Source organism: Tersicoccus phoenicis (assembly GCF_001968835.1).
Lineage (GTDB): Bacteria > Actinomycetota > Actinomycetes > Actinomycetales > Micrococcaceae > Tersicoccus > Tersicoccus phoenicis.
Genome location: NZ_MRDE01000046.1, coordinates 13,809 through 33,330 on the forward strand (window position 1 = coordinate 13,809; position 19,522 = coordinate 33,330).

At 72.4% G+C, this 19,522-nt stretch carries 20 protein-coding genes and 1 riboswitch; of the genes, 11 read left to right on the forward strand and 9 right to left on the reverse strand.

Annotated features, from left to right (window positions below; all coding sequences use genetic code 11):
- The first annotated feature begins 49 nt into the window (after nucleotides 1-49).
- Together BKD30_RS07140 and BKD30_RS07145 are read left to right on the forward strand one after the other, a co-directional pair.
- Entirely contained in the window at nucleotides 50-619 is a 570-nt protein-coding gene (locus BKD30_RS07140) for an NUDIX hydrolase (protein ID WP_218189271.1), read from the forward strand.
- Nucleotides 616-1,161, forward strand: a complete 546-nt coding sequence (locus tag BKD30_RS07145) for a metallophosphoesterase family protein (RefSeq protein ID WP_076703540.1) — start codon at nucleotides 616-618, stop codon at nucleotides 1,159-1,161. Before BKD30_RS07140 ends, BKD30_RS07145 begins: the two co-directional genes overlap by 4 nt.
- A 33-nt stretch (nucleotides 1,162-1,194) precedes the next feature.
- Here BKD30_RS07145 and BKD30_RS07150 read toward each other — a convergent pair whose 3' ends face one another.
- The 6 genes from BKD30_RS07150 to BKD30_RS07175 form a co-directional block, all read right to left on the reverse strand.
- Nucleotides 1,195-2,550, reverse strand: coding sequence for a molybdopterin molybdotransferase MoeA (locus BKD30_RS07150; protein ID WP_083956103.1), 1,356 nt, complete (start codon nucleotides 2,548-2,550; stop codon nucleotides 1,195-1,197).
- The gene (locus BKD30_RS07155; protein ID WP_076703542.1) at nucleotides 2,547-2,849 is read right to left on the reverse strand and encodes a DUF6457 domain-containing protein; all 303 of its coding nucleotides are present in this window, start codon (nucleotides 2,847-2,849) and stop codon (nucleotides 2,547-2,549) included. Before BKD30_RS07155 ends, BKD30_RS07150 begins: the two co-directional genes overlap by 4 nt.
- On the reverse strand, nucleotides 2,842-3,624 hold the full coding sequence (mobA, locus tag BKD30_RS07160; protein WP_076703544.1) for a molybdenum cofactor guanylyltransferase: 783 nt from the start codon (nucleotides 3,622-3,624) through the stop codon (nucleotides 2,842-2,844). The genes BKD30_RS07155 and mobA overlap by 8 nt, the downstream gene beginning before the upstream one ends.
- Nucleotides 3,624-3,881: a hypothetical protein gene (locus BKD30_RS07165; protein ID WP_076703546.1), complete on the reverse strand. Its 258-nt coding sequence runs from the start codon at nucleotides 3,879-3,881 to the stop codon at nucleotides 3,624-3,626. The genes mobA and BKD30_RS07165 overlap by 1 nt, the downstream gene beginning before the upstream one ends.
- A 2-nt stretch (nucleotides 3,882-3,883) precedes the next feature.
- Complete coding sequence (gene moaA / locus BKD30_RS07170; protein ID WP_076703548.1) at nucleotides 3,884-4,969, reverse strand: GTP 3',8-cyclase MoaA; 1,086 nt, start codon at nucleotides 4,967-4,969, stop codon at nucleotides 3,884-3,886.
- 108 nt (nucleotides 4,970-5,077) lie between these two features.
- The gene (locus tag BKD30_RS07175) at nucleotides 5,078-5,623 is read right to left on the reverse strand and encodes an acyl-CoA thioesterase (RefSeq protein ID WP_076703550.1); all 546 of its coding nucleotides are present in this window, start codon (nucleotides 5,621-5,623) and stop codon (nucleotides 5,078-5,080) included.
- 86 nt (nucleotides 5,624-5,709) lie between these two features.
- Between BKD30_RS07175 and modA the strand changes: the two genes are divergently transcribed.
- The 9 genes from modA to BKD30_RS07220 all read left to right on the forward strand — a co-directional run bounded on the left by modA (nucleotide 5,710) and on the right by BKD30_RS07220 (nucleotide 14,046).
- On the forward strand, nucleotides 5,710-6,513 hold the full coding sequence (gene modA, locus BKD30_RS07180) for a molybdate ABC transporter substrate-binding protein (protein WP_076703552.1): 804 nt from the start codon (nucleotides 5,710-5,712) through the stop codon (nucleotides 6,511-6,513).
- A 115-nt stretch (nucleotides 6,514-6,628) separates the two neighbouring features.
- Complete coding sequence (locus BKD30_RS07185; protein ID WP_076703554.1) at nucleotides 6,629-7,435, forward strand: molybdate ABC transporter permease subunit; 807 nt, start codon at nucleotides 6,629-6,631, stop codon at nucleotides 7,433-7,435.
- 63 nt (nucleotides 7,436-7,498) lie between these two features.
- Nucleotides 7,499-7,565, forward strand: a riboswitch (guanidine-III (ykkC-III) riboswitch).
- 10 nt (nucleotides 7,566-7,575) lie between these two features.
- Complete coding sequence (locus BKD30_RS07190; protein ID WP_076703556.1) at nucleotides 7,576-7,890, forward strand: DMT family transporter; 315 nt, start codon at nucleotides 7,576-7,578, stop codon at nucleotides 7,888-7,890.
- Between the two features lie 185 nt (nucleotides 7,891-8,075).
- Nucleotides 8,076-9,494 (forward strand): molybdopterin molybdotransferase MoeA, encoded by a 1,419-nt coding sequence (locus tag BKD30_RS07195; protein ID WP_076703557.1) that lies wholly within the window; start codon nucleotides 8,076-8,078, stop codon nucleotides 9,492-9,494.
- Between the two features lie 47 nt (nucleotides 9,495-9,541).
- On the forward strand, nucleotides 9,542-10,222 hold the full coding sequence (locus BKD30_RS07200) for a dihydrofolate reductase family protein (RefSeq protein ID WP_076703558.1): 681 nt from the start codon (nucleotides 9,542-9,544) through the stop codon (nucleotides 10,220-10,222).
- A 4-nt stretch (nucleotides 10,223-10,226) separates the two neighbouring features.
- Nucleotides 10,227-10,730 carry a cyclic pyranopterin monophosphate synthase MoaC gene (moaC, locus tag BKD30_RS07205; RefSeq protein WP_076703559.1) on the forward strand — a complete coding sequence of 168 codons (504 nt, stop codon included), beginning with the start codon at nucleotides 10,227-10,229 and terminating at the stop codon, nucleotides 10,728-10,730.
- On the forward strand, nucleotides 10,727-11,257 hold the full coding sequence (locus BKD30_RS07210; RefSeq protein WP_076703561.1) for a MogA/MoaB family molybdenum cofactor biosynthesis protein: 531 nt from the start codon (nucleotides 10,727-10,729) through the stop codon (nucleotides 11,255-11,257). The genes moaC and BKD30_RS07210 overlap by 4 nt, the downstream gene beginning before the upstream one ends.
- Entirely contained in the window at nucleotides 11,247-11,741 is a 495-nt protein-coding gene (locus tag BKD30_RS07215; protein WP_083956104.1) for a molybdenum cofactor biosynthesis protein MoaE, read from the forward strand. Before BKD30_RS07210 ends, BKD30_RS07215 begins: the two co-directional genes overlap by 11 nt.
- A gap of 115 nt (nucleotides 11,742-11,856) precedes the next feature.
- The gene (locus BKD30_RS07220; protein WP_076703563.1) at nucleotides 11,857-14,046 is read left to right on the forward strand and encodes a catalase; all 2,190 of its coding nucleotides are present in this window, start codon (nucleotides 11,857-11,859) and stop codon (nucleotides 14,044-14,046) included.
- Between the two features lie 156 nt (nucleotides 14,047-14,202).
- Here the strand turns inward: BKD30_RS07220 and BKD30_RS07225 are convergent, their stop codons facing one another.
- The 3 genes from BKD30_RS07225 to BKD30_RS07235 all read right to left on the reverse strand — a co-directional run bounded on the left by BKD30_RS07225 (nucleotide 14,203) and on the right by BKD30_RS07235 (nucleotide 19,503).
- Nucleotides 14,203-15,387, reverse strand: coding sequence for a zinc-dependent alcohol dehydrogenase (locus BKD30_RS07225; RefSeq protein ID WP_076703565.1), 1,185 nt, complete (start codon nucleotides 15,385-15,387; stop codon nucleotides 14,203-14,205).
- Nucleotides 15,388-15,687: 300 nt separating this feature from the next.
- Nucleotides 15,688-18,243 carry an ATP-dependent Clp protease ATP-binding subunit gene (locus tag BKD30_RS07230; protein WP_076703566.1) on the reverse strand — a complete coding sequence of 852 codons (2,556 nt, stop codon included), beginning with the start codon at nucleotides 18,241-18,243 and terminating at the stop codon, nucleotides 15,688-15,690.
- 159 nt (nucleotides 18,244-18,402) lie between these two features.
- The gene (locus BKD30_RS07235) at nucleotides 18,403-19,503 is read right to left on the reverse strand and encodes an alanine racemase (protein WP_076703568.1); all 1,101 of its coding nucleotides are present in this window, start codon (nucleotides 19,501-19,503) and stop codon (nucleotides 18,403-18,405) included.
- Nucleotides 19,504-19,522: the final 19 nt, after the last annotated feature.

Here is a 19,522-nt window from a genome sequence, read left to right on the forward strand (position 1 = left end):
GTTCCCGTCGTCCGGGCTCGAGCGCCCGGTCCGGGTGAGACGCTGGAGCATGGCCGTCCCCGAGATCACCTTCTGCCGCCGCTGCGGGCACGCCGTCGAACAACGCGTCCCGCCGATGGAGGACCGGCCTCGAGCCGTGTGCCCCCACTGCGGCTACATCGACTACGTGAACCCGATCAACGTCGTCGGGACCGTCCCGGTGTGGCACGACGACGACGGCGGGCCACCCCGGATCCTGCTGTGCCGCCGCGCGATCGAGCCCCGGCGGGGCTACTGGACGCTGCCCGCGGGCTTCCTCGAAGTGGGGGAGACGGCCGCCGAGGGCGCGGAGCGAGAAACCCGGGAGGAAGCCGGCGCGCGGGTGGAGCTCGACGGCCTGTTCGCCGTCCTCGACGCCGTCCACGTGCGCCAGGTGCACCTGTTCTACCGGGCGCGGCTGCTGGATCTCGACCTCGCGCCCGGGCCGGAGACGATCGAGAACGCCCTGGTCGGCCTGGACGAGATCCCCTGGCGGGACCTCGCGTTCCGCAGCGTCCGCCGGGTGCTGGAGGACTGGGTCGCCGACCACCGTCGCGGTTCCTTCGAGATCCACACCGGCAGCGTGGACCGGTCCCGGTGAGCTCCGGAGCCCTACGGGTGCTGGTGCTCTCGGACACCCACGCCCCGCGGTTCTGGAAGGGGGTGCCCGCGGGGCTGCGGGACCCGCTGGCCGCCGCGGACGTGATCCTGCACGCCGGTGACGTCTGCACGACCGCGGTACTGGACGAGTTGGCAGCGCACGCTCCGATCCACGTCGTGCGGGGCAACAACGACGGCGACGACGTGGCGGCCTGGGACGGTGCCGACGGCGGGGATTCGCGAGGTGTGCCGGAAACCGTCGAGCTGGACCTCGGCGGGTTGACCGTGGCCATGATTCACGACGCCGGTCCCCGGCAGGGACGTGACCGGCGGATGCGCCGCCGCTTCCCGGACGCCGGCCTGGTCGTCTTCGGGCACTCCCATATCCCGCTGGACGACGCCGACGGCGCCGTCCACCTGTTCAACCCGGGATCACCGACGGACAAGCGACGCCAGCCCGTGGCCACCTACGGGGAGTTGATCATCGCGGGTGGCTGCCTGCTGCGGCACGCCATCGTCCCGCTGCCACCCCGCGGGCACTGAGCGGAGTCATTCCCGCGGTCGCGGGACGGGACCTCACAGGCATGGCCCCTCGATCCGATCGACCGGGGGGACGTCGCCGGCCCGGCGAACGCCGTCGGTGCTCACTCGTCGATCGTCGCCGGTGCCGCTGCCGGCGTTGACCTCGTCGTCGAGCCGCTGTCGCCGCCACGGCAAGGGCAGGGCCTCCGCTTCGCGCCAGGCGATCAGGCCGCGAGCGGGCACCACCAGCACGACGTCGGCGTCGGCCAGCCCGCGCAGCATGCCGGCGCCGGTGTGCCCGCTCGGGACGACGCCGTCACTGCCGGACTCGCGCCGGGCCGGGACGAGCCGGTTGGTGCGGCCGGGCGGGACGTCGATGGTGCTGCGGGCGAGCACCGTACCGGGGCGGGACCGGCCGAGCAGCCCGGCGAGCACCGGCGCGGCGAGGGTGAGCAGGGTGAGCATGGCCGCCAGCGGATTGCCGGGCAGGGCGACGACGAGCGGCCCACCGGGCAGTCGGGCGAGCACGGCGGGGTGGCCGGGCCGTACGTCGATGCCGTCGATGAATAGTTCGGCGCCCAGGTCGATCAGGCCCGCGCGGACGTGGTCGGCGGTCGAGCGCCCGGTGCCGCCGGTCGTGACCACGACGTCGGCAGTCGCCTCGGTCAGGGCGCGCGTGACGGCGGCCCGGTCGTCGGCCAGCCGGTGCACGGCTGTGGTGCGCCCGCCGAGCAACTGGATCACGGCCGGCAGCTGGGGGCCGAAGGCGTCGCGGACCTGACCCGGGCCCGGGATGCCGGCGGTGACGACCTCGTCCCCGGTGAGCAGGGCCGTCACGGTCGGATATGGCCGGACGGTCAGGGTGTCGTCGCCGGCGACGGCGGCCACGGCGAGCTGAGCCGGCGTCAGCACCTCGCCGGCCGGGATCAGCACCTCACCGGCCCGCGCTTCCTCTCCGGCGGGCCGGATGTGGGCCCTCGGGGGCACGGGCGCCGGGCCGACGTCGACCAGCAGGGCAGCGCCGTCGGACTCGGGCTGCAGCCGGCCGTGTTCGCTGCGCAGCACGGCCGTGGCGCCGTCGGGCACCGCTCCGCCGGTCACGATCGGCGCGGCGTGTCCCGGGTGCAGGGCCGGTCCCGGTCGGTGGATCTCCCGGGGTTCAGAGGCATGCCGCGACGGGCATATTCGCCACGGGCCGTCACCGGCGACGGCCCAGCCGTCCATGGCCGAGGACGCGTAGTGCGGCAGGTCGCCTCGCGCGGTCACATCCTGTGCCAGCGGTCGACCCAGCGCTTCGGTCAGGGGAACCGGCCGGGCGTCGAGCACCGGGGCGACGTCGTACGCGATCGCGCGGGCCCGGTGCCAGGACAGGCCGTGCGGGGCCGGGGTGTCCCGGGAAGCTGACCTCACGAAGTGGACTCGCCGGCCTCGCGTTCGGCCGCGACGCGGTGGGCCAGACGGCGAGCGGCCTCGGCGTAGAGCTCCATCGCCGGTCCCGGCCGGTCACCACCCTCACCGCCGGCCACGGACAGCCCGGCGGCGAATCCCACGAGGTACGTCGTCAACGGCGCTGCGGGGCGGATCACCTGATGCGCGGCGACCCCGGCGAGGCCGAGGATGTCGTCGACGGGCACCTGCTCCAGGGGCACGCCCAACCGCTCGGCGAGGCGTCGTGCCCAGTCCTGCAGGATCTCGTCGTTCTCACTCATACGTCCTCCTCGGCTCGTGGTCCGGCAGGCGCACCCCGGCCCGGTGCGCGTCCTCCACCGTATCCACGTCCGCACTGGCCGTGCTCGTCAACGGCACTTCGACGGTGGCCAGGCCGCCGGTCAGCGTGCGCATCGAGGCACTGGCCAGCTCGCCCCGCGCGGCCGTCAGGGCGACGACGGCGGCCGTCAGCGCGTCACGGCGATAGCCGGCGATCAGTGGCTGGCGACGGCCACCCGGATCGACGCCGACCACGGCCTCGGTCTCCGGTCCCGCCGCCGCCAGTGCGGGCACCAGGGCGTCGACCGCTGCACCCGGGTGGACGAGGTCGCAGGAGAGCAGCAACACCCAGGACCCTCGAGCGGACGTCGACACGGTGCCTGGCGGGAGCGCTCCCGCCCGGAGCTCGCCCGCTGGCTCGTGGTCAGCGGACTCCAGGGCCGCGAGGCCGGCCGCCGTGGCGGCCGCCGGTCCCCCGAACGGCGGATCATCACGGACATAACGGACGATCGGCTCGGTGCCGGTGCCGGGCCCCGCGTCGGCGTCGCCCGCGTAGCCCGCGTCGCCCCCGGTACCTCCCGGAGCGCCTCGACGGGGCGCGGCGGGCTCGGGACCCACCACCACCACGGTCGCCACGGGCTCGACCGCATCCAGCACCCGGTCGAGCAGCCGCCGCCCGTCCAGGGTGAGTGCCGCCTTGTCGACGCCGCCGAGCCGGGAGCCGCGCCCGCCGGCGAGCACGACGGCGGCCAGGTGCGGTTCTCCTCGAGCGTTCATCATCCGCCGGCGAAGGGGGGCAGCACGTCAACCGCGCTCACCCCGTCGAGGGACCGGGCGTCGTCGCGGCCGGCCACCCCGTCCAGCAGGAAGGAGGACCGCTCCAGTACGTCGGCGAGGTGCGGTTGGCCGCTGCGGGGTGGGTGCGCGACGGCGAGCCGCTGCTTCAGCACGCCCAGGGTCAGGCCGTCGTCGTCCACGGTCTCGGTGGTGGTTCCCGCGGCGGCGGCCGCCCCGGCGTAGTAGTTGACCCGCACGCTCAGCCGCCGATCGCGCTCATCGAGCGGTCCGGCTGCACGTAACCGGTGGCGGCCAGGCCCTCGGTGGCGGGGGAGTCGGTACCGTGGGCGAGCGGTTTGACCCACATGGCCTGCCGCCACCGCTGCGCGATCGCCTCGTCGTCGGCCTCGCCGCGCAGCAGGTGCAACAGGTCGACCTCCTCGTGGGAGAACAGACAGCTGCGCACCTTGCCGTCGGCCGTCAGCCGGGTGCGCTTGCAGTCGGCGCAGAACGGCTCGGTCACCGAGGCGATGATGCCCAGGGTGCCCCGCAGTGACGGGTCGGACCGGCTGACCGCCCGGTACCGTTCCGCTGGCGCACCGTCGCGCTCGGCCGGGTGCGGGGTCAGATCGAAGTCGCCCTCCAGGCGCTCGCGGATCTGCGCGGCGGTGATCATGGTGTCCCGCCGCCAGCCGTGGTCGGCGTCCAGGGGCATCTGCTCGATGAACCGCAGCTCGTAGCCCCGCGCCAGGCACCACGCCGTCAACTCGCTCGCCTGGCCCTCGTTGACCCCGCGCATCAGGACGGCGTTGATCTTGATCGGGGCGAGGCCCGCGGCCTCCGCGGCGGCGATCCCGGCGAGGGTCCGTTCGAGCAGGTTCCGGCGGGACAGCGCGGCGAAGGTCTCGGGACACAGGGTGTCCAGGGAGATGTTGATCCGGGTCAGGCCCGCCTCGCGCAGCGTCCGCGCGCGGCGGTCGAGACCGACGCCGTTGGTCGTGACGGAGATCGGCAGGTCCGGGTGCCGACCGCGGACCCCGCCGATGATGTCCTCGAGGTCGGGGCGGATCAACGGTTCGCCGCCGGTCAGGCGGAGTTCGACCACGCCGAGCCGGTCGACGGCGATGCCGACGAGGCGGGTGATCTCGGCGGCGGTGAGCAGTTGCCGGGCGGGGAGCCAGTCCATCCCGGCGGCGGGCATGCAGTAGGTGCAGCGCAGATTGCACTTGTCGGTCAGGGACAGCCGCAGATCGGTGGCCACTCGGCCGTACCGGTCGGCGAGACCGCCGTGATCCGTCACGCCGGCGGTCGGGAGGACGCGCGGGATGCCGAGTGACACTGCCATTCGCCCATGCTACGGCAGGTGTCCGGTGCGGATCCGGTCGTTTCGTGTGCGACGGCACGCCTGCTGTGGAACGACGCTCCGCGCGGGACCGTGTTGGTTCGGCACCCGTCACCAGGCGTGCGGCGCGGGCTTTCGGGAGGAGGGCAGAGCGGTCCGTTCCCGCCACTCGTGCAGCCACGCGGGAACCTGGCGATCGGCCGGGACGTGCGCACCGATGGCGGCCAGGATCTCCTCGTTGGGCACCGGCCCGGACCGGGAGAGCAACCGGGTCGCGATGTAGGCGCGCACGTAGACCTCCCCGTCGACGACGACGCGCTGCTCCACGTAGATGCATTTCTCGTCCATGCCGAGGATGCGGGTCTCCTGCGTGAACCGCTGGCCCAGCACCACGGACTTGCGGAACGTGATGGTCTCGGCCTGCACGACGGGTGACCAGCCGCGCTTGCGCATCACGTCCCACACTCCGGCGCGCACCATCAGGTCGAACCGGCCCAGGTCGAACAGCGAGAAGTACATGCCGTTGTTGATGTGCCGGGCGATGTCGATGTCGGTCAGCCGAGCGCGCATCGGCACGGTGGCGGTGTCCCAGATGGACAGCGGCGACCGGCGCCGGGAGGTGATCAGCCAGTAGAGCGTGCGCAGCAGCAGGTGCATGACGCCAACCCTACTCGTCAGTAACTTAACGGGGGGAGTTGCTGTCGGACCGCGGCGCCCATGCCACCCCCGCCTAGCATGGGGGCATGCCGCCCCGCCCCTCCCGCGCCGTCGTCCTTCCCGTCCGCGCCCTGTCCGTGGCCGCCGCGCTGCTGCTGACCGCGTGCGGGTCGACACCAGGCAGCATCGGGTCGGGCGGCCCGGCCACCGGTAGATCGACCGGCCAGCAGACGATCACCGTGTTCGCGGCGGCGTCCTTGACCGACGTCGGACCGCGGTTGGCCGCGGCGTACCGCGCCTCGCATCCCGGGATCGAGGTGCGCTTCAACCTGGCCGGCAGTCAGGCGCTGGTGAGCCAGTTGATCGCCGGGGCGGACGCCGACGTGCTGCTGACCGCCGACCGGCAGTCCCTGACGCCGCTGATGGGCACGGGCATCCTGGCCGGCGATCCGACCGTCGTCGCCGTCAACCACCTCGTGCTCGCCGTCGACCCCGCCGCCGGCATTCGCGGGCTGGCCGACCTGGCCCGGAGCGGCGTGCGCACCGCGATCTGCCAGTCGGCGGTGCCGTGCGGGCGCGTCAGCCGGCAGGTGCTGGAGCGGGCGGGGGTCATCCCGTCGGCGACGACGGAGGAGGAGAACGTGCGCGGCGCGCTGACCAAACTCACGTCCGGGCAGGTGCAGGCGGCGCTGGTCTACCGCACGGACGCCACCAGCGCCGGCAGCGCGGTGCGGATCATCGACCTGCCCGCGGCCGGTGGCAACCCGTACCCGATCGCCCTGACCCGGACCGGAGCGACCCGGCCCGAGGCCGCCGCGTTCGAACGCTGGCTGACCGGACCCGAGGCCCGCGCCGTGTTCGCGGCCGCCGGGTTCGACGCGCCGTCGTGAACCGCCCATCGCCACGACGCACTGTCGGCGGTGACCTGCCCGGACGCGGTGGCCCCTGCGCCGCCGTGTATCCCGGTGGTGCCGACCTGCCCGGCTCGGCACCGGGACCGCCCGCGTGAGTTCCCGGCTGCGCCGGGCCACGACGCCGGGATGGCTCTGGGCGCCCTTCGTGCTCGCCCTGTTCCTCACCATCGGACCCATCGCCGGCCTGCTGCTCAACGTCCCGTGGGCCCAGTTACCCGATCTGCTCGCCGAGCCGGAGGTGCAGCGCTCCCTCGGACTCTCCCTCGGCACCGCGGTGCTGTCCACCGGGGTGTGTGTGCTGCTCGGCGTGCCGGTCGCCGTGCTGATGACCCGACTGCGCGGCACCGCCGTCGACCTCGCCCGGGGCGCCCTGCTGATTCCCCTGGTGCTCTCGCCGGTGGTCTCCGGACTGGTGTTGCTCTTCTTCTGGGGCCGGCTCGGACTGTTCGGGTCGGTGCTCGACACCGTGGGCATCCGGGTCGGTTTCAGCCCGGCCGCCGTCGTCATCGTCCAGGTGTTCGTCTCCCTGCCGTTCTTCATCGTCTCGGTGATGACCGCGCTTGCGGGGATCGACGAGCAGCTCGAGCTCTCCGCGGCGACGTGCGGGGCGGCGCCCGGTCAGATCCTTCGGTACATCACCGTGCCGCTGGCGACGCCGGGCATCGTCGTCGGCACCCTCCTCGCGTTCGCCCGGTCGCTGGGGGAGTACGGGGCGACCATCACCTTTGCCGGCAGCATCGACGGGCAGACCCGCACCCTGCCGCTGCAGATCTCCCTCGCCCTGAACTCCGCTCGGCCGGAGCAGGCCCTGGGGGTGTGCCTGATGCTGGTGGCCATCTACCTGGTGGTGCTGGTCGCCGTGCGGTTCGCAGGTCGCCTGGCCGCACTGTGGCGGTGAGCGCTGTGGTGGTGATGCTGGCCACCCGTCGTTGCCGGGTGCACCGGGGTGTGCAAGCCTGAAAGGACGCCCGGCAAACGGGCCACCGGACGAGGGGTGCCGTACCCGGCGAGCGACAAGACGGCCCACAGGAGGCTGTGATGTCGTGGATCGTCCTGGTGTTCTCGGGAGTGCTGGAGGCCGTCTGGGCCGTGTCGTTGGGCAGGTCGGAGGGGTTCACCAAGCTCGGCCCGACCGTCGTCTTCGGGGTCGGCCTGATCGCGAGCATGGCCGGGTTGGCCTTCGCCATGCGGGAGCTGCCCACCGGAACCGCCTACGCGGTGTGGGTGGGGATCGGTGCCTCGCTGACCGTGGTGTGGGGCATGGTCACCGGCGCAGAACCGGTGTCCGTGATCCGGCTGCTGCTGGTCGCCGGCATCGTCGGCTGCGTGATCGGCCTCAAGCTCACCGAGTGACGCGTCGGGCCGCGGACCGCGCGCTCGACGCCCCGCTCGACGCCCCGCTTCGGCGCCGAGTGGACGGATGAGGCACTCATTCGTGCCCGATGGCGACGTCAGCCGTCCACTCGACGGCACGCGGGCCGGCCCGGGAGGCGGGGCGCGAAGACCGTACGCCGCCGCCGCTGGGTACGCTCGGACCGATGACAACAGCAGATCCGGACCCCTGGCCGGACGGTTCCCGGACCGTCGCGCAGCACGCCGCCGCCGTGTTGGCCCTTCTCGACGACGTCGTGCTGGACGCACGGACCGTGTCCCTGGCCGAGGCCGGCGGCCGGGTGCTCGCCGAGGACGTCGTCGCGACGGTCGCCCTGCCGCCGTTCGCCAATGCCCAGATGGATGGGTACGCCGTCCGCGTCGCCGACCTCGCGGCGATTGCCGCCGACCGTGCCGCCGCAACCGCCGCCGCCGCAACCGCCGCCGCCGCGGACGGTGCCGCCACTGGTGCCGCCGGTGCGGCCGGTACCGCCGCCGCAGACCGCGCCCCCGCGGACGTTCTCCCCCTGACTGCCGCCGTCCCGGCCGGTGCGGCACCTGCGGCCCTGGCTCCCGGCACCGCGGCACCGATCATGACCGGCGCCATGATCCCGGCCGGGGCGGACGCCGTCGTCCCGGTCGAGGAGACCGACCCGCCACGGTTCCCGGACTGGATCGGCGACGACGGTGGGGTGCCGGCCGGGGCCACGGTGCGGTTCACCGCCGCCGCGACGACGACCACGGCCGGCCGGTTCGTCCGCCCCGTCGGCTCCGATCTGCCGCGCGGCGCCACCGCCATGACGGCGGGCACGCGGTTGACTCCTGCCGCCGTCGGAGTCCTGGCCGCGCTCGGCCGCGCCGACGTCCCGGTCCGCCGGCCGCTACGTGTGCTGCTGTACAGCACCGGCAGCGAGGTGGTCCCACCCGGCGCCACCCTGCGGCCCGGCCAGATCCACGACGCCAACAGCGCCATCCTGCGTGCCGGGCTGACCGCCTGCGGGGTCGAGGTCGTCACCGCGCGGCTGGTCGCCGACGCGCCGACGGCGCTGCTCGGAGCGCTCGAGGCGGACGCGCGCGACGCGGCGCCCGACGTCGTGATCAGCAGCGGGGGCATCAGCCGCGGCGCGTTCGAGGTGGTCAAACAGGCACTCGGCCGCCGCGGCGTCGGCTTCGGGCCGGTCGCGATGCAGCCGGGCGGCCCGCAGGGTGCCGGACTGCTCGACGTCGGCGGCACCCGGATCCCGTTCCTGGCGTTCCCGGGCAACCCCGTCAGCACCCTGGTCTCGATGGAGATGTTCCTCCGGCCCGCGCTCGCCGCCCGCTTCGGCGCCCCGCCTCGACCCCGCTTCCCGGCCCGGCTCGCGAACCCGGTCACGCCCCTGCCCGGCCGGGAGCAGATCCGCCGCGGCCGGCTGACGACGACGGACGGCGAGCCGGTCGTGCGCCTGGTCGGCGGCCCCGGCTCGCACCTCCTGCACGCCGCCGCCACGGCCGACGTCCTCGTCCATCTACCGGCCGGCAGCGGTTCACCGCCGGCCGATCCGCTACCGGCCGGCGCGCTGGTGACGGTCACCCCGCTCGACTGACCCGCATAGGATCCGACCACCCGTACTGCCCGGAGCGAGGAGCCGCTGTGAGCCAGCTGATCTACTCGATGATCGCCTCCCTCGACGGGTACACCGCCGACCGGGACGGCCGGTTCGACTGGGCGGCGCCGAAAGGCGCCCTGCACACCTTCCTCAACGACCTCGAACGCCCGGTCGGCACCTACCTGTACGGCCGGAAGATGTACGAGACGATGCGAGCCTGGGAGACGGACACGTCCCTGACGGAGGGCTCCCCGACCACGGCCGACTACGCCCGGATCTGGCAAGCCGCCGAGAAGGTCGTCTACTCGAGGACGCTGGACGACGTCGACACCGACCGGACCCGCCTCGAGCGAACCTTCGACCCGGATGCCGTCCGGGAACTCGTCGCTGCCGCCGACGCCGACGTCTCCATCGGTGGCCCGAACCTCGCCGCCGCGGCGCTGGAGGCCGGACTCGTCGACGAGATTCGCGTCTTTCTCGTCCCGGTCGTCGTCGGCGGCGGCACCCCGTTCTCCCCGCCCGGGCTCCGGCGGGATCTGACACTGATCCAGACCGAGCGCGTCGACGACGTCGCGTACCTGCGGTACCGCGTCGATCGCACCGCACTCGGCAGCCGAGCGGACGGGAACAGTGGCCGAAGAGGCGGGAACAGCAGCCGAGCAGTCGGAAACACCAGGCGCACGAACCGGGAACGGCCGGCCGAGTGGGGACGCGTGAGACGATGACGGCATGGCCGCAGGCGAGAGCATCCAACACGAGGCCGCGCCCACCCTCACGCATCTGCGCGCGGACGGGTCGGCGCACATGGTCGACGTCTCCGGCAAGCCGGAGACCACCCGCACCGCCGTCGCCGGGAGCGTGCTGCGCACCACCGCCGCGGTCCGGGACGCCGTGATGGCGGGGAACCTGCCGAAGGGTGACGCGCTCGCCGTGGCCCGCATCGCCGGGATCATGGCCGCCAAGCAGACGCCCGCGCTGATCCCGCTGTGCCACCCGTTGCCGCTGGCGAAGATCACGGTCGACTTCACCCCCCGGGACGACGACGCCGTCGCCATCGAGGCCCTCGTGACCACCCGAGGGGTGACGGGCGTCGAGATGGAGGCACTCACGGCCGTCTCGGTCGCCGCGCTGACCCTCTACGACATGATCAAGGCCGTGGACAAGGGCGCCACCATCGAGCACACCCGGGTGCTCGCCAAATCCGGCGGCAAGAGCGGGGACTGGACCCGATGACCGAGCCCACGCCGGGCACCGCGGCACCCCACGCGACCGACGCCGGTACCGCTCACCGCCACGCCGTCGTCATCGTGGCCTCCACCCGCGCCGCCGCCGGACAGGCACAGGACACCACGGGGCCGGTGCTGGTCGGCTGGCTGCGCGACCGGGGATTCACCGTGCCCGAGCCGGTCGTCGTCGCGGACGGGGAACCGGTCCGGGACGCCCTGCTCGCCGCTCTGACGGCCCACCCGCGCGTCATCGTCACCACCGGCGGGACCGGGCTGAGCCCCACCGACCACACCCCCGAGGTCACGGAACCGCTGCTGGAACGGCGGCTCCCCGGTCTGGTGCACGCGCTCGCCGCCCGCGGCGCGGAGTCGACGCCGGCGGCGGTGCTCAGCCGTGGCGTCGCCGGCACGATCGGGCGCACGTTCGTGGTCAACCTGCCGGGCTCGACCGGCGGAGTGCGGGACGGGATCGCCGTCCTCGACCCGATCCTGGATCACCTGTGCGGGCAGCTGGAGGGCCGGCATGAACACTGAACGCGTGCCCGGCGAACCCGCGGGATCCGGGCGGTCGTCCGGCCCGTCCGGGGGCACCGGAAGGGCCTCCGTGGTCGTGCACGCCGAGGTCACCGAGCGGTCCCTGGACCTGGACCGGCTCGTCGCCGCGGCCGGCTCGGACCGGTGCGGCGCCGTGGTCAGCTTCAGCGGCGTCATCCGCAACCACGACGGTGGCCGTGCGGTGGACCGGCTCAGCTATTCCGCACACCCGCAGGCCGGTGCCGTGATCGTCGAGGTCGCCGCCGGGATCGCCGCCGCCCACGACGGTGTGCGGATCGCCGTCGCGCACCGGGTCGGCGACCTGCGGATCGGCGAGGCCGCGCTCGTCGCCGCCGTCGCCGCCGCCCACCGCGCGGAGGCCTTCGCCGCCTGCGCGGACCTGATCGAGACGGTGAAGGCCCGCGTCCCGATCTGGAAGCAGCAGTACTTCCCCGACGGCACCAACGAGTGGGTCGGGCTCTGAGCCGACTGGCGTGTCCGGTCCGCCGACCCGTAGGCTGACAAATCGTCAGGGTGCTTATCGACCGGGCCCGGTCCCGGTCGATACACCGCGAAACGGTTGCAGGAGAAGGAGCACCATGTCCGACAAGAACCTGCCCGGAGCCCCGACGTCCCAGCCCGTCTCGTTCGACGAGCCGACGACGCCGACCGGTCCTCCGGCCCCGAAGCCCGACCAGGCTGGACCGGCCAACGTCTCACCCACCGGCGCCGACTACCGGGCCGACCCGACGACGAACGCCCAGCAGGGTGAGCGGCTCACCTCCGCCGTCGGGATCCCCCTGCGCAACACCGACCACTCGCTGACCGCCGGCCCCCGCGGGCCGATCCTGCTGCAGGACCAGCACTTCCGGGAGAAGATCTCCCACTTCGACCACGAGCGCATCCCCGAGCGCGTCGTGCACGCCCGTGGCGCCGCCGCGCACGGTGTCTTCGAGGCCAACGGCGCCGCCGAGGGCATCACCCGCGCCGCGTTCCTGCAGCGGGGCGTCAGGACGCCGACGTTCGTCCGGTTCTCCACCGTGCTCGGTTCGCGGGGATCGATGGACACCGCCCGGGACACCCGCGGCTTCGCCACGAAGTTCTACACGACCGACGGCAACTACGACCTCGTCGGCAACAACATCCCCGTGTTCTTCATCCAGGACGCGATCAAGTTCCCCGACGTCGTGCACGCCGCCAAGCCGCACCCGGACCGGGAGATCCCGCAGGCGCAGAGCGCGCACGACACGTTCTGGGACCTCGTCTCCCTGCACACCGAGGCACAGCACCACACCATGTGGAACATGTCCGACCGCGGCATCCCCCGCTCCTACCGGACCATGGAGGGTTTCGGCATCCACACGTTCCGGCTGGTCAACGCGGCCGGGGAGACGACGCTGGTCAAGTTCCACTGGAAGCCGAAGCTCGGCGTGCACTCGACGACGTGGGAGGAGGCGCAGATCGCCGGCGGTGTCGACCCCGACTTCCATCGCCGGGACCTGGCCGACGCGATCGAGGCCGGCGCCCACCCGCAGTGGGACTTCGGGGTGCAGACGTTCCCGGACAGCGAGGACCAGACGTTCGAGGGCATCGACCTGCTCGATCCGACCAAGATCGTGCCCGAGGAACTGGCCCCGGTGCAGATCATCGGCACCATGACCCTGAACCGGAATCCGATCAACTACTTCGCCGAGACCGAGCAGGTCATGTTCAACCCGGCGAACCTGGTGCCCGGGATCGACGTCACCTACGACCCGCTGCTGCAGGGCCGGCTGTTCTCCTACCAGGACACCCAGCTGACCCGGCTCGGAGGCCCCAACTTCCAGCAGATCCCGATCAACCGGCCCCACGCCCCGGTCAACGACATGCTCCGGGACGGGTTCCACCAGGACGCGGTGCACGGCGGCGTCGCCCCCTACCACCCGAACTCGCTGGATCAGAACAATCCGCTGCCCACTCCGCCCGAGCAGGGGTCCTTCATCGAGGTGCCGCAGCGGTTCGAGGCCGTCACGGACCGGAAGAAGGCGGCCAGTTTCGACGACCACTTCAGTCAGACGGCCCTGTTCTTCCGGTCGCTGACGCCGGTGGAGCAGGAGCACGTGATCAACGCCTACACGTTCGAGCTCTCCCGGTGCTGGGACGAGACCATCCGGGCGCGGCAGTTGCAGTGTCTCGCGAACGTCGATGCGCGGCTGTGTGCGGAGGTCGCGACCGGCCTCGGCCTCGAGGCGCCGTCGCCCACCGAGCCCGCGACCGACACGGCGACCAGCCCGGCGCTGTCCCAGGTCGGCGGTCAGTGGCCGGTCGACGGCCGGCAGGTCGGCATCGTCGTCGACGGTGCCAGCGACCTGGGCGCGGTCAGCGACCTGCGGTCGGCACTGCTGGCAGCCGGCGTCGTCCCGCTCGTGGTCGCCCCCACCGGCGGCCGGCTCGGGAACGGAATCGTCGCCAACCGGACATGGGCCAACGCCGCCTCGGTCGAGTTCGACGCCGTGGTGCTCACGACGACGGCGGCTCCGGCGCCCGACGCGCGGGTCGCCCGGGACGCCAAGGCCGGGCAGGACGACCGGCCGGGCGTCGACCCGCGGATCGACAAACTGCTCGGCGAGGTCTGGCGGCACGCCAAGGCGATCGCCGCGCTGCCGGAGGCGGAGGCATCCTTGCGGGCCGCCGGGGTGGACGCCGGAGCGCCGGGCGTCACGGTCGGAGGTGCCGGCGACGTCGGCACCGCCGTGCTGGCGGCGCTGGCGAAGCACCGGGCGTGGGAGCGCTTCCCCACGACGGTGTGAGCGGGGCATGAAGAAGGGGCCGGATCGGGAACGATCCGGCCCCTTCTCGTACCTCCGCCGAGGCCAGGGATTCCCCGGCGGAGGAACCTCGGACGCCGCTTCAGGCGCCGCGCGGCTTGGTCCTGCGCTCAGGCGCCGCGCGGCTTGGTCCTGCGCTCAGGCGCCGCGCGGCTTGAGCACGACCTTGATGCAGCCGTCTTCCTTCTGCTGGAACGCGCGGTACAGGTCGGCCGCGTCCTCCAGTCCGCCGCGGTGCGTGGTCATGTCCTGGGTGCTCAGCGGATCCGACGGATCGGACACCAGCGGCATCAGCGTGTCCGTCCAGCGGCGCACGTTGGCCTGGCCCATCCGCAGGTTGAGCTGCTTGTCGAACATCTGCAGCATGTTCATCGGGTCCTTGACGCCGCCGTAGACGCCCGAGATCGAGACGGTGCCCCCGCGGCGGACGACCTCGATCGCCGTCTTCAGCGCGGTGAGCCCGTCGACGCCGATGGTCTCGGTCGCCTTCTGGGCGAGCTTGTCCGGCAGCAGGCCGGCGAGGTTCTGCATGGTCCGGCCCACGGGCGCACTGTGAGACTCCATGCCCACCGCGTCGACGACACCGTCCGGACCCCGGCCGTAGGTCTCGTCGCGGATCTGTTCGACGACGTCGTCGGACCACGGGATGGTCTTCACCCCGTGTCGCTCGGCCATGGCGCGCCGGTCCGCCTCGGGCTCGACCGCGATGACCTGGTAGCCCCGGTGCATGCCGACCCGCGCGGCGAACTGGCCCACCGGGCCGAGGCCGAAGACCGCCAGGGTGCCACCGTCGGGCACATTGGCGTACTCGACGCCCTGCCAGGCGGTGGGCAGGATGTCGGAGAGGAAGAGGTACTGCTCGTCCGGGCCGTCCGCGGGCACTTTCATGGCACCGAAGTCGGCGTGCGGCACCCGCAGGTACTCCGCCTGACCGCCCGGCACCGACCCGTACAGCTCGGAGTAACCGAGCATCGCGGCGCCGGTGTTCTTCTCACGCACCTGCGTCGTCTCGCACTGGGACATCAGCCCGTTGGTGCACATCCAGCAGTGGCCACAGGCAACGTTGAACGGGATGACCACCCGATCGCCGGGGGAGAGGTTGGTGACGCCGGAACCGACCTCCCGGACGATGCCCATGGCTTCGTGGCCAAGGATGTCGCCGGCGTTCATGTACGGACCCAACACCTCGTACAGGTGCAGGTCCGAGCCGCAGATCGCCGTCGAGGTGACCTCGATGATCGCGTCCGTGGGCTGCTGGATGGTCGGGTCCGGCACCGTCTCGGTGGAGACCTTGCGTTTGCCCTGCCAGGTGACTGCCTTCACGTCGTCCTCCTCGCCAGTCGGATCGACCCGCGGCGGATCGCTCCCGGGCCGATTCTCAGCATACTGACGATGGGAGGACAAGCGCGAGCCGACGAGGGCTGCAGGGCACGCCGTCGGTCGGGTGGGCGAAGAACTCATGCCAAGAAAACTGACACGTTCCTCCAACCTGCAAATATTGGCCTGATTCTTTACATGTGCACCGGGAGGTGTGTTCCAGATTCATGGACGCTCTCCGCCGCTGACACACCGAAGGCCGGCCGGAACGGGAGGTTCCGACCGGCCTTCGTCCGTGCCGATCCGTCAGGCGGCCAGCGGCGCCTTCACCCGCGCGGAAGCGACGCTCAACTCGCCGTCGGCGACGCCGACGACCGCTGTCCCACCGTCGTGCAGCAACCCCGCGACCAGCAGGTCGGCGACGGCGTCGTCCACATGACGCTGGATCACCCGGCGCAACGGGCGGGCACCGTACTCGGGCTCGTAGCCCGCGTCGGCCAGCCAGTCGACAGCCTCCGGCTGGACCGTCAGGGCGATGCCCTGGGCGATCAGCCGGGCCCGGGTCCGGTCCAGTTGCAGGTCCACGATGGTGCGCAGCTGGTCCTTCTCGAGCTTGCGGAACAGCACGATGTCGTCGATCCGGTTGATGAACTCGGGCCGCATCACCTCACGCAGCCGGCCCATCACCCGGGCCCGCAGCTCCTCCTCGGAGCCGAAACCGTCGGCGTTGCCGGTGTGGAAGCCGAGCGCACCGCCCTTCGACGCGAGGAACTCCGAGCCGACGTTGGACGTCATGACCACGACCGTGTTGCGGAAGTCCACGGTGCGGCCCTGACCGTCGGTCAGCCGGCCGTCGTCGAGCACCTGCAGCAGCAGGTTGAACACGTCCGGGTGCGCCTTCTCGACCTCGTCGAGCAGGATCACCGAGTACGGGTTCCGGCGGACCTTCTCGGTCAGCTGCCCGGCCTCGTCGTAGCCGACGTAGCCCGGAGGGGCACCGACGAGCCGGCTGACGGTGTGCCGTTCGCCGAACTCGCTCATGTCGAGGCGGATCATCGCGGACTCGTCCCCGAACAGAGACGCGGCCAGGGCCTTGGTCAGCTCCGTCTTGCCGACGCCGGTCGGGCCGAGGAAGAGGAAGCTGCCGACGGGCCGGTTGGCGTCGCCCATCCCGGTGCGGTTGCGTCGGACGGCGCGGGCGATCGCGGTGACGGCGTCGTCCTGGCCGACGACCCGCCCGTGCAGGTCGGTCTCCAGGTGGCTCAGCCGCTCCTTGTCGCCCTCGGTCAGCCGCGCAGCGGGGATGCCGGTGGCCCGGGCGATGATCTCGGCGATCAGGTTCTCGTCGATCTCCCGGCTCTGGTCCGGCGCCGCGTGCTTCGCGGTCAGTTCGACGTCGGCGATGCGGCCCCGGGCGATCTCCACCTGGTCGCGCAGTTTCGAGGCCTCCTCGTAGCGTTCGTCCGCGACGGCGTCCTCCTTCTCGGACTCGAGCCGGGCGACCTCGGCGCGCAGGGCGTCGACGTCGACGGCGGGCCCGTGCCGCAGGCTCAGCCGGGCGCCGGCCTGGTCGATCAGGTCGATCGCCTTGTCCGGCAGGTACCGGTCGGTGACGTAGCGGTGGGACAGTTCGACGGCGGCGCGCAGGGCGGCGTCCGTGTAGCTGACGCCGTGGTGCTCCTCGTAGCGCTCCTTCAGCCCGGCCAGGATGCGCACGGCGTCCTCGACACTCGGCTCGCCCACGGTCACGGGCTGGAAGCGGCGCTCCAGCGCGGGGTCCTTCTCGATCTTCCGGTACTCGCCCAGCGTGGTGGCGCCGATCAGGTGCAGTTCACCACGGGCCAGCTTGGGCTTGAGGATGTTGCCGGCGTCCATGCCACCCTCCGAGCCGCCGCCGGCGCCGACGACGGTGTGCAGCTCGTCGATGAAGACGATGACGCCGTCTTGCTCGGCGGTGATCTCGTCGAGCGTCTTGGTCAGCCGTTCCTCGAAGTCGCCGCGGTAGCGGGTGCCGGCGATCATACCGGGCAGGTCGAGGGAGATGACGCGCTTGCCGGCCAGCTGGGCAGGGACCTCGTCGGCGGCGATGGCCTGGGCCAGGCCCTCGACGACGGCGGTCTTGCCCACGCCGGCCTCACCGATCAGCACCGGGTTGTTCTTGGTGCGCCGGGCCAGGATCTCGATGGCCTGCTCGATCTCCTCGGCACGCCCGATCACCGGGTCCAGGCCGCGGTTGCGCGCCAGTTCGGTCAGGTCAGTACCGAACTTCTCCAGCATCGACTCGCCCTGCTGAGCCCCCTGCGGCGCCTGTGCGCCCTGCTGGCGGGCGGCCTCCTGGGCGCCGGCCTGCTGCAGGGTCTGCGGCGTGATGCCCGCAGCGGTGAGGATCTGCCCCGCGGGGGCGTCCTGGTTCAGGACGAGCGCGAAAAAGAGGTGCTCCGGGTCGATGTAGGTGGATCCGAAGGAGCGGGCCACCTGGTACGCGTCCAGCAGGACGCGTTGGGCGGAGTGGGTGAGCGAGGGAGTCGACTCCGTGCGGCTCTCGGCCTTCTCCGGCAGCCGCGCGTCGATGGCGCGCACGACGTCGGCGGGGTCGGTGCCGAGATGGCGCAGGCCGTCGCTGATCTCGTCCCGCTCGACCATCACGCGCAGCAGGTGCAACGCGTCGACGTCGGTGTGGCCGTGCTCGGCGGCGAACCGGACGGCGCTGGCCACCACCTCGTGGGTGCGGCGGGAGAGCAGACGGGTGAGGTCGACCGGGCGTCCGCTTCGGGACGACCGCTGGCCCTGCAGGTACTGGGCCAGGAAGTCCTCGAACGATCCACTACCAGCGGCGGCGGCGGGTCCGAAGAACATGGGCATAAGGGTTTCCTCCTGGAACCTGAGTGACGTTAACTCATGTCAACGTGGTCCCTCCGAGGATATTCCCTGTCGCTGAGAAAGTTGAGCCGGGCTGGCTCAGGGCCGCCGCGGGTTCCCGTCGTTCACCGCGCTGGTGGGCCGGCCGGGAGACTTCCGTGCCTAACTGTTGCGACCGCGGGCGGTAACGCGCCAACGGTCGACGACGGCCCCATCGCTGACGACCGTCACCTCGTCCACGAGATTGACCGCCACGCACACGTGGTTGGGGATGACGTGCAGACGGGAGCCGAGGACGGGCAGATCACGGTCATCGGGCCAGACGACGGTGGCGTGGTGCTCGGACAGGGCGGTGATCCGCGCCTCCAGCTCGCCCGCAACTCGGCCGAAGCCGGTGGTCCACGGCGGCCGGTCCGCACCCAGGACCTTGCTGCCGGTGTCGAGCACGACCCGCCGCGGCGTCCCGTCGTCACCGTCGTGCCGACTGACGACGGTCCCGATGACGGTCAGGGCGATGTCCTCGGGCCGGCAGCGCTCCAGCTCGAGCTGCTGGGCGTCACCGAACACGTAGACGCCCGGCCGCACCTCCGTGGCCACCGACGCGTCGGTCAGCAGAGCGGTGGGCGTCGATCCGCCGCTGATGCGTTCGACGTCGAAGCCGGCGCCGGTGAGCGCGTCGGCGGCCTCGCCCAGTGCCCGCTGTTCGTCCGCCACCGCGGTGCTCGGCATGCCCGGGCCGTAGCTGTGTCCGGGGAAGGTGAAGACGCCGGTCACGTGCAGGCCGCCGGCCTGCGCGGCGTCGGCGACGGCAACGGCCTCTGCCGGCGCGACCCCGCTGCGGTGGTGGCCACTGTCCACCTCGACGAGGACGTCGACGTCGTCGACCGCGGGCCCGAGTCGCGTGGCGAGGTTCTGCGCGGCCTCGACGGAGTCGGTGCCCACGCTGACCCGGGCGAGGGCGGCCAGTCGCATCAATCGTGCGGCCGCTCTGGGCCCGACCCACAGCGGGTAAGCGATGAAGACGTCCGGCGCGCCGTGCTCCACGAACACCTCGGCCTCGCCGATGGTGGCCACCGTGAGGCCGACGGCCCCGGCCGCCAACTGCAGTGCCGCGATCTGGGGCAACTTGTGGGTCTTGACGTGAGGGCGCAGAGCGAGGCCCGTCGACCGGACGGCGTCGGCCATCCGGTCGACGTTCCGCACCAGCACGTCCCGGTCGATGAGCGTGATGGGAGTGTCGAGGTGGTCGAGTCGGGTCGTCACCGGTTCAGTCTCGCGGGCT